Below are 9,472 nucleotides of genomic sequence, written 5' to 3'. Positions count from 1 at the left end.
GTGGGGTTGCTCGCGGTCGTCGACGACATCCTGTCCGCCGCGCTCAAGGCCAGCGCGAAGACCGCCGGTGTGGTCATCGACGACGCTGCCGTCACCCCGCAGTACGTCCAGGGCGTCGCGCCCGCTCGCGAACTGCCGGTCGTCGGGCGGATCGCCCTCGGCAGCCTGTTCAACAAGTTCGTCATCATCATCCCGCTCGCGCTCCTGCTGTCCGCGTTCGCGCCGTGGGTGCTGCCGTGGCTGCTCCTCATCGGCGGGACGTACCTGTGCTTCGAGGGCGCCGAGAAGGTCACCGAGTGGTTCGGCACCCACCACGAGGCCGACGCCGAAGCCCCCACGACGGAGCCGAAGCTCGTGTTCGGGGCGATCCGCACGGACCTCATCCTGAGCACCGAGATCATGCTCATCGCCCTCGCCGGCCTCGACCCCGACCTCGGCTTCTGGCCGACCGTCGGCGCGCTGCTGGTCATCGGCCTGGTGATGACGATCGCGGTCTACGGTGCGGTGGCGCTGCTCGTCAAGATCGACGACATCGGCCTGCAGATGATGAAGAACCCGTCCCGCTCGACCCGTCGCGCCGGGGCCCGCGTGGTCCGGGCGATGCCGACCGTCTTCCGGGTGATCGGGGTCGTCGGCACCGTGGCGATGCTCTGGGTCGGTGGGCACCTGGTGATCCAGAACCTGGCCGAGACGTTCTGGCACGGCCCGTACGACCTGCTGCACGCCGTCGAGCACGGCATCGAGGCGACCGGACCCGTCCTCACGTGGGTCGTCGACACGGCGATCTCGGCCGTGTTCGGGCTCGCGCTCGGGATGGTCGTCGTCGGGATCGTCCTCGGCATCGGACGGCTGCGCGACCGCACGCACTGAGCGGACCGGCCCGAGGCGGAAGCCGACCCCGGGCGGCCGCGGCCCGCGTCAGAGTTCGACGTCGCTGCCCATCGTCACGGTGCGCTGCGCCGGCAGGCCGAACCGCGCCGCCGGGTCCGCCGCGTTGTGCGCGAGTCCGACGAACAGCTTCTTCCGCCAGCTGACCATGCCGCGGTTCCCCGGCTGCGGCCGGAGCGCTCCGCGTGAGATGAAGTACGACGCCTTCGCCATGTCGTCCGGGTCGAGCTCCAGCACCTCGGCCAGGCACGCGGCGTGCAGTGCCCGCGGGAGGTCCTGGTCGTCGGAGAACCCGAACTTGATGGTGATGTGGTCGATGCCGTCGTCCTCGTAGCCGAGGTCGTCGCGGAAGAACGCCTTCGCGTGCGGCACGTGCGGCACGTTCGCGGTGATGACGGACACGATGATGACGGTCCGGTGCACCACGTGGTTGTGCTCGACGTTGGCGCGGAGGGCGAGCGGCGTCGTCTCCTTGTTCGGGTGCGGGAAGATCGCGATTCCCTGCACCCGCGGGATGCCCTTCGTGTTGATCTTCTCGATGAAGTCGGCGAGCGAGCCCTCGCGTTCCTTGCGCTCCTCCTGCACGAGCTGCCGCCCGCGTCGCCACGTCGTCATGAGCGTGATCACCGCGAGCGCGATGAGGAGCGGCACCCAACCGCCGTGCACGATCTTCGAGAGGTTGCCGGCGAGGAACGTCAGCTCGAGGCCGCCGAACGCCACCGCCGCGAGGACGAGCTTCCACGTCGCCCACTGCCAGAGCGGCTTCACGACGAGGAGCAGGAGCAGGGTGTCGACGACCAGCGCACCCGTGACGGAGACGCCGTACGCGGTCGCGAGGCTCGCCGACGACCGGAAGGTGAGCATGACCGCGAGCACGCCGATGAACAGCAGGAGGTTCACCGCCGGGAGATAGATCTGCCCGCCCTCCTCGCGCGAGGTCTGGCGGATCGTCAGCGGCGGCAGGAGTCCGAGCTGCACGGCCTGCCGGCTGAGCGAGAACGCTCCCGAGATGACGGCCTGGCTGGCGATGACGGTGGCCGCGGTCGCGAGGATCACCACGGGGAGCTGGAGCCCGCTCGGGAAGAGCAGGAAGAACGGGTCCTTCGCAGCCGACGGGTCGCTCAGCACGAGCGACGCCTGCCCGAGGTAGTTGAGCACGAGCGCCGGGAACACGACGAAGAACCACGCGCGGAGGATCGGCTTCCGGCCGAAGTGCCCCATGTCGGCGTAGAGCGCCTCGGCACCGGTGATGACGAGGACCACGGCGCCCATCGCGACGAACGTGATGTACGGGTGCGCGATGAGGAAGGAGATCGCCCACGTCGGCGAGAGTCCCTGCAGCACTCCGGGGTGCGCGAGGATGTGCGGCACCCCGGCCGCCGCGATGACGACGAACCACAGGAGCATGACCGGCCCGAAGAGGTTGCCGACCTTGCCCGTCCCGAACCGCTGCACCGCGAACAGCACGATGAGGATCACGGCCGCGATCGGCACGATGAGGTGCTCGATGCTCGGGGCCGCCGTCTGCAGGCCCTCGACCGCCGAGAGGACCGAGACCGCCGGGGTGATCACCGAGTCCCCGTAGAACAGGGAGACCCCGACGATGCCGATGACGAGGAAGATCGTCGCCCCGCCCCGCCGCTTGGCGTAGAGCCGTCGGGCCAGCGCCGCGAGGGCCATGACGCCGCCCTCGCCGTTGTTGTCCGCGCGCATGAGGACGAGGACGTACTTGATCGACACGATGACCGTGACGCTCCAGAACATCATCGAGATGACGCCGTAGACGTCCTCCTGGTTCGCCTTGACGATCCCGCCGTCGATCGTGAAGACGGTGCGGAGCGCGTAGAGCGGACTCGTACCGATGTCGCCGAACACCACGCCGAGGGCGGCGAGGGCGAGCGCGGCGACGCCCTTCGCGGGACCGTGTCCGCCGTCCTCGGCGGTGTCGGTCGCGGGTGTGTGAGCGCGGGTCTCGGTCACCGTCGTCTCTTCCGTCACTGGTCGTCCGGGCGACGGCCGCGGATCATCCTCGCACCGAGCGGGGTCCGCCGCTCGCAGCGTGCGCACATGGACGGCCGGATGCCGCGCTGCGACCGGGCCGACGGACGGGAGGCGCGGTGCCAGCCGGCACCGCGCCTCCCGTCAGGACGTGGTCGCGTCAGCGACGGCGGAAGTAGCCGTTCGCGCCGCCGACGAACATCAGGATCGTCGCGACGATGACCGCGATGCCACCGATCCAACCGAACGCGTTGCCACCCGAGGCCGCGCCGACGCCGACGCCGATGACCTGGAGGATCGCGATGACGAGCAGGACGATGCGCGCCCAGTTCCGGCCGTCGCGCATCTTGAAGACGATGATCAGTTCGACGATCGCCAGGATGAAGGCGAAGATCGCACCGCCGACGAGCGGAGCGGTGCCGACGCCCTGGGCAGCTGCCGCGCTGCCGCCGGAGACCAGTCCGATGATGCCCGACAGGATGTTCGCCAGGATCACCACCAGCCAGATGATGAACGAGACGGTGACGGTCGTCGGACGACCCGACGTGGTGTTGGCCATGGTGTGCTCCCTCTGCATCGACCGCCGTTCAGCGATCTTCCCGACAACGTACAGACGAAGCGCTCGCCTGTCCGGGTCGGTCCGGAAACCGTCCGGACGGCCTGGGAAGTACCGGATCGGTACTGGCTTCTGGGCGGATTCCCAGCTAGCGTCGTCGTGCCCCCTTCGAGGGTCAATCCCCGATCGAAAGCGACACCGATGCCCTTCCCGATCCGCCGCGCCGTGCTCGTCACCACGACCACGGCAGCGCTCGTCGCCGGTTCCGTCCTGACCGGCTCGTTCTCCGCCAGCGCGCACCCCGCGCACGACCCCGGCCACCACGACGGCCAGCTCACCCCGCGCACCTCGTTCACCATGGCGGCCGACGGCTCCTCCGGTGCGACCCAGGGCGGCGAGGGCATCCCGAACATCGACTCCGTCAAGAAGACGATCGCCTCGTACTACGGCGACCCCGGCACCGGGATCGCGAACAAGACCGACAGCCCGTACATCCGCGAGATGCGGTCGATCATGGCGAAGCAGACGAAGGAGCTCCGCGGGGAGTACCGCCGAGCCGTCGCGCACCACCAGAAGCCCGCGATCGTCCTCGACGCCGACGACACCACGCTGTGGACGTACGACATGGAGGTCGGGGACATGCACTTCGTGTTCACCCCGGCCGAGCAGGACGTCTGGGTGCAGGACGAGCGGTTCCCCGCCGTGCCCGCGATGGTCTCGTACGTGAACACCGCGAAGGCCATGGGCTTCACGATCTTCGGGCTGACCGGTCGCAACGACGACCAGAAGGCCGCGACCCTCGCGAACCTCGAGAAGGTCGGCTACCAGGGCTTCACGTCCGACCACTACTTCACGAAGTGGACCGGCAAGGGCGCCTCGCAGCAGCCCTCCTACGTGCAGTGCGCCGCGGCGTCGTGCACGACGGTCGAGTACAAGGCCCTGACCCGGAAGCACATCGAGCAGGACCTCGGCTACACGATCGTCGACAACCTCGGCGACCAGTGGTCCGACCTGCAGGGCGGCTACGCCGAGGAGCAGGTCAAGCTGCCCAACCCGACCTACTACCTGCCTTCGGCTGACCTGCCCGGCGTCAGCGAGCCCCGGCTCGCACCGCGCACGCACTTCCGGATGGCGGCCGACGGCTCGTCCGGTGCGACCCAGGGCGGCGAGGGCATCCCGAACATCGACTCCGTCAAGAAGACGATCGCCACGTACTACGGCGACCCCGGCACCGGGATCGCGAACAAGACCGACAGCCCGTACATCCGCGAGATGCGGGCCGTCGTGCGGAAGCAGGCGCCGCTCGTCGCCGCGCAGTGCTTCGTCGCATCGAAGCAGCACCGCAACCCGGCGATCGTCCTCGACGCCGACGACACCACGCTCTGGACGTACGACATGGAGGTCGCGGACATGCACTTCGTGTTCGACCCGGCCCTCCAGGACGAGTGGGTGCAGGACGAGCGCTTCCCGGCCACCCCGTCGATGACCTCGCTCGTGTCCGTCGCGGAGCGCTCCGGCTGCACGATCATCGGGCTCACCGGTCGCAACGAGGCGCAGCAGACCGCCACGATCGAGAACCTGCAGAAGGTCGGCTACCCGCAGTTCGCCGCCGAGCAGGACGGCAACCGCACGTACTACACGAAGTGGACCGGCACGGGCACGTCGCAGCAGCCGTCGTACATCTCCTGCGCGACCGCCAAGTGCACCACGATCGAGTACAAGTCGCAGACCCGGGCGCACATCGAGTCCCGGTCCGGCGGTCGGTACGACATCGTGGCGAACTTCGGTGACCAGTACAGCGACCTGATCGGCGGCTCCGCCGACCGGAGCGTGACGCTGCCGAACCCGAGGTACTACCTGCACTGATCCGCGACCAGCGGTGGGACGGGAGGCACGGTGCCAGCTGGCACCGTGCCTCCAGTCCGTTCCGGGGTCGCGTCGCGAGCGACGCTCGACGCTTCTTCAGGCGCAGTGTCGGAAGCACCCGTCGCCCACAGGCCCCGGTGCATATCGTCAGGGGCGACCTGGAGGAGACACCATGAACCTGGACGGCTTCGACGTCCCCACGCTCATCATGTTCTGCGTCGCGGTGGCCGTCGTGTTCGGCGGGCTGCTGTCCAGCCGACGACGACGCTGAGGCACCCGCGCCGCGGATCCGCGGGCTCGGGCTGCTGAATCCCCTTCACCGCGCCGCTGACTCCCGGGCGGTGATCGGTACGCTCCAGTACTCGTGAGCAGCGATCCGACGACCGCCGCCGTGACCTCCCGGTCCGGCGTCGCCTCCGCGGCGGTCCTCTCGACGGTCGGCATCGGCGTCCAGGGGGCGACGAAGCTGCTCGCCACGGTCGTCATCGGTCGGGTCTTCGGTACCGAAGCCCTAGGCCAGTCGTCGGCGCTCCTGTCGCTCGGCGTCTTCGCGGCGCTCCTCTGGCCGACCGCCGCCGGCAACACCGCGTCCCGGTCGCTCGCGATCGCGATGCGCGCGGGGCGCTCCGACACCGCCGTCACTCGACTGCTCGGCGCGTCGATGCTCGTCTCCTCGCTCGTCCTCGCCGCGGTCACGGTCCCGGTCGCCCTCGCGTGGGGGAACGGCCCGGGCACCGTCGTCGGCGGGGTCGCGGTGGTGGTGGGCTACGGCCTCTACGCCTACGCCCGCGGGGCACAGCTGGGCTACGACCGGCCGCGGCGCGTCGCCGCCTGGGACGGCCTGACCAGCCTGCTGACCCTCGGCTTGCTCGTCCTCGCGTGCGTCACGCGGGCGGGGCCGTTCGTCCTCCTGCCGCTCGGCGTGGGCTACGCGGTGTTCGCCGTGGCCTGCTGGCCGCGCGGAACGGCGGCGAGCGGCGGTGGCGCCGTCACCGGGTCCGAACCCACCGACGGGCTGCTCCGGTTCGCGGCCTGGAACGTCCTGGCCGGCCTGACCACGAACGGGCTGCTGCAGCTCAGCATGATCAGTGCGCAGGTCACCGCGACGCCCCACGACGCCGGCGTGTACGCGGCGGCGTTCTCGCTCGCCACACCCGCGTCGATGGTCGGCCAGGCCGTGGCGCAGGTGGTCGTCCCGGCGTTCGCGCACCGGGGGGCGGCATCGTCCCTCCGCGCGCCGAGGACGCTCCGCTTCGTCGTCGGTTTCGGCGCCCTGACCGCCGTGCTCTTCGGCCTGGTGGCGCTGCTCGCCGACTGGTACCTGCCGCTGTTCTACCCGGACGAGGGCGTCGCTGCCGTCGCCGACCTCCGGTACCTCGTGCTCGGCGTCTGGGTGTTCACGACGTCGCTCGTCCCCGCGGCCCTGCTGCTGGCGGCGGGACGGTCACGGCAGGTGGCGCTCGCATCGGTCGCCGGGTTCGTGGTCGGCGTCGTGCTCATGGCTGCGCTCGCCCCCGCGACGGGTGTCGCCGCGGGCAGCACCGGGTTCCTCGTCGGCAGCGCGGTGAACCTCGTGGCGGTCGTCGCGCTGGGCCTGCGACGGACGGCCGTGGAGACCGGGCCGACGGCCGTGTCAGCGCTCGACGGGCCCGCGCTCGGCGGGGCGATGCGCGGCGTCGTCGTGCCGCATCCGGACGAGGCTCGCGAGGGTCGCCCCGCCGATCGCGACGACGATCACCGCGAGTGACGTCCAGGTCCCGATCTCCGGGGCCCACTCGACGTGCTGGCCGCCGTTCAGGAACGGCAGCTCGTTCTCGTGCAGCGCGTGCAGCACGAGCTTCACGCCGATGAAGGCCAGGATCAGGGCGATGCCGTACTTGAGGTAGACCAGCTTCTCGAGCAGCCCACCGAGCAGGAAGTACAGCTGCCGCAGGCCCATGAGCGCGAAGACGTTCGCGGTGAAGACGATGAACGCGCTCTCGGTGATGCCGAAGATCGCCGGGATCGAGTCGAGCGCGAAGAGCAGGTCGGTGGTCCCGATCGCGACGAGCACCACGAGCATCGGCGTGAAGTGCCGCTGCCCGTCGACGTGCGTGCGCAGCCGGATGCCGTCGTACGTGTCGGTGACCCGGACCCGTCGGCGGAGCAGTCGGACGATGAAGCTGTCCTCCTGGTCCTCGTCGTCGTGGTCCTCTCGCACCTGCTGGATCGCGGTCCAGATCAGCCAGGCACCGAACAGGTAGAAGATCCAGGAGAAGTCCTCGATCAGACGGGCACCCAGCAGGATGAAGACCCCGCGGAGCACCAGCGCGATGATGATGCCCATCATGAGCACGGCCTGCTGGATCGGCTTCGGGACGGCGAACCGCGCCATGATGATGACGAAGACGAACAGGTTGTCGATGCTCAGGCTGTACTCGGTCAGCCAGCCCGCGAGGAACTGGCCCGAGGCGTCTCCCCCGGCGAACACCAGCATCGCCAGGGCGAACAGCAGCGCCAGGACGACGTAGAAGCCGACCCAGAGCCCGGACTCCTTCATCGTGGGCTCGTGCGAGCGGCGCGAGACGATCACGAGGTCCGCGAGCAGGATCGCGACGACGACGACCATCGACCCGATCTCGAACGCGATGGGCAGGTCCGGCACGCGACGATCCTTCCGTGGCCGACCTCCCGGTCCACCCGGCTGGTGGGCCGTCCGGCACCTGCGCGATCCTACCCGTGCAATCGTTCAGGTCCGGTGCGCGGACGCCGCGCGACGGACGTCGCACGAGTGGATACCTGCCGGGCGGTGCGCGGACGCCGCGCGACGGACCTCGCACGAGTGGATACCTGCCGGGCGGTGCGCGAGCGGCGTCCCGGCCCGAGCAGGGTGGCTCGAGGGCCGGGACGGCATCGCGATGACGAACCCCGGTGCGTTCGGGTCGGACCGGTCGGGTGCGGTTCGTCTGCCACGACTCTAGCGGTCCGCCGAAGTGCCGACAAACCGATCTGTCTACCCAGAACGGGGGCCACACCGTCCACCCGGTGCACCCGAGCCGTCTCTGCGACGATCGACGCATGCCCCGCGACGGTGAACCCCTCGGACGACTCGGATTCCTCACGATCGGGTCGTTCGACCCGGCACGGCCGGCGCTCGGCCACGAGGACACCCTCCGTGTGATCGAGCGCGCGGAGGCCCTCGGCTACGACAGCGCCTGGCTGCGGCACCGCCACCTGCAGCACGGCATCTCCTCCCCCGTCGCGCTGCTGGCGGCCGCGTCGCAGCGCACCTCCCGCATCGCCCTCGGCACCGCCGTGACGCCCATCGGTGCCGAGAACCCGTTCCGGCTCGCGGAGGACCTCGGCACGGTCGACGTGCTCCTCGGCGGTCGACTGCAGCCCGGCTTCTCGTCCGGGAAGCCGATGAACTACGACCTCTACCGAGAGGCGATCCACCCCGACACCGCCGAGCTCGAGGACTTCAGCGAGGCCCGACTCCTGCGGTTCCGCGACCTCGTCCGCGGCGACCCGGTGACGAGCACCGCCGAGCGGCGGGGCATCGAGGAGTTCGACACCTCCTTGCAGCCGCACAGTGTCGGGCTGGCCGACCGGCTCTGGTACGGCACGGGCAGCACGCGATCCGCGGTCTGGGCCGCGCAGAACGGCTTCCACCTGCTCACGTCGAGCGTGACCCGGAGCGAGGTGGGCACCGACTTCGCCGCGAACCAGCGCGCCCAGGTCGAGGCGTACCTCGAGGCGCACCCCGACCCCGCGGCCGCGCGGGTCTCGCAGGGCCTCGTCGTGATCCCGACCGACAGCGCATCACCCGAGCAGGTCGCCCGGTACCGGGCCTACGCCGAGGCCCGGTCCGGTCGCGTCGGCGTGCCGCAGGGCCCCGCCGGTCTGTTGTTCGCCGCCGACCTCGTCGGCACGTCCGCGGAGATCGCCGACCGCCTGCGCGCGGACGCCGGGTACCAGGTCGCCACGGAGGTCGCCTTCGCGCTCCCGTTCTCCTTCGAGGCGGACGACTACGCCCAGATCGTCAGCGACGTCGCCGAGCACCTCGGTCCGGCGCTCGGGTGGCGTCCGGCGTCGAACGGCGCGTCACCGGGCTGAGCCGAGGAGGACGCGCGGCCACCGCGGGCAGACCAGGGAACGGCCTGGAGGCACGACACGCGTCGGACG

The 9,472-nt window shown here is 70.3% G+C and carries 7 protein-coding genes; 4 read left to right on the top strand and 3 right to left on the bottom strand.

Annotation, left to right across the window (positions count from 1 at the left end):
• A partial coding sequence (locus ACSW7Y_RS13830) for a DUF808 domain-containing protein (RefSeq protein ID WP_438126833.1) occupies positions 1 to 870 on the top strand: 870 nt, incomplete at its 5' end.
• A 48-nt stretch (positions 871 to 918) separates the two neighbouring features.
• Here ACSW7Y_RS13830 and ACSW7Y_RS13825 read toward each other — a convergent pair.
• On the bottom strand, positions 919 to 2,868 hold the full coding sequence (locus tag ACSW7Y_RS13825; protein WP_438126832.1) for a potassium transporter Kup: 1,950 nt from the start codon (positions 2,866 to 2,868) through the stop codon (positions 919 to 921).
• 178 nt (positions 2,869 to 3,046) lie between these two features.
• On the bottom strand, positions 3,047 to 3,445 hold the full coding sequence (locus ACSW7Y_RS13820; RefSeq protein ID WP_438126831.1) for a hypothetical protein: 399 nt from the start codon (positions 3,443 to 3,445) through the stop codon (positions 3,047 to 3,049).
• 198 nt (positions 3,446 to 3,643) lie between these two features.
• On the opposite strand from ACSW7Y_RS13820, the gene ACSW7Y_RS13815 reads away from it, so the two are divergent.
• Positions 3,644 to 5,308, top strand: a complete 1,665-nt coding sequence (locus ACSW7Y_RS13815; protein ID WP_438126830.1) for an HAD family acid phosphatase — start codon at positions 3,644 to 3,646, stop codon at positions 5,306 to 5,308.
• A gap of 364 nt (positions 5,309 to 5,672) precedes the next feature.
• A complete protein-coding gene (locus ACSW7Y_RS13810; protein WP_438126829.1) occupies positions 5,673 to 7,055 on the top strand; it encodes a lipopolysaccharide biosynthesis protein in 1,383 nt (460 codons plus the stop codon).
• On the opposite strand, the gene ACSW7Y_RS13805 is transcribed toward ACSW7Y_RS13810, so the two are convergent.
• Positions 6,942 to 7,916 (bottom strand): TerC/Alx family metal homeostasis membrane protein, encoded by a 975-nt coding sequence (locus tag ACSW7Y_RS13805; protein ID WP_438126834.1) that lies wholly within the window; start codon positions 7,914 to 7,916, stop codon positions 6,942 to 6,944. The two genes, ACSW7Y_RS13810 and ACSW7Y_RS13805, sit on opposite strands and share 114 nt — an antisense overlap.
• A gap of 449 nt (positions 7,917 to 8,365) precedes the next feature.
• Between ACSW7Y_RS13805 and ACSW7Y_RS13800 the strand changes: the two genes are divergently transcribed.
• Positions 8,366 to 9,403 carry an LLM class flavin-dependent oxidoreductase gene (locus ACSW7Y_RS13800; protein WP_438126828.1) on the top strand — a complete coding sequence of 346 codons (1,038 nt, stop codon included), beginning with the start codon at positions 8,366 to 8,368 and terminating at the stop codon, positions 9,401 to 9,403.
• Positions 9,404 to 9,472 lie beyond the last annotated feature (69 nt).

It is taken from the genome of Curtobacterium flaccumfaciens, assembly GCF_051548005.1.
Lineage (GTDB): Bacteria > Actinomycetota > Actinomycetes > Actinomycetales > Microbacteriaceae > Curtobacterium.
This window is presented reverse-complemented; position numbering and strand designations above follow the sequence as displayed.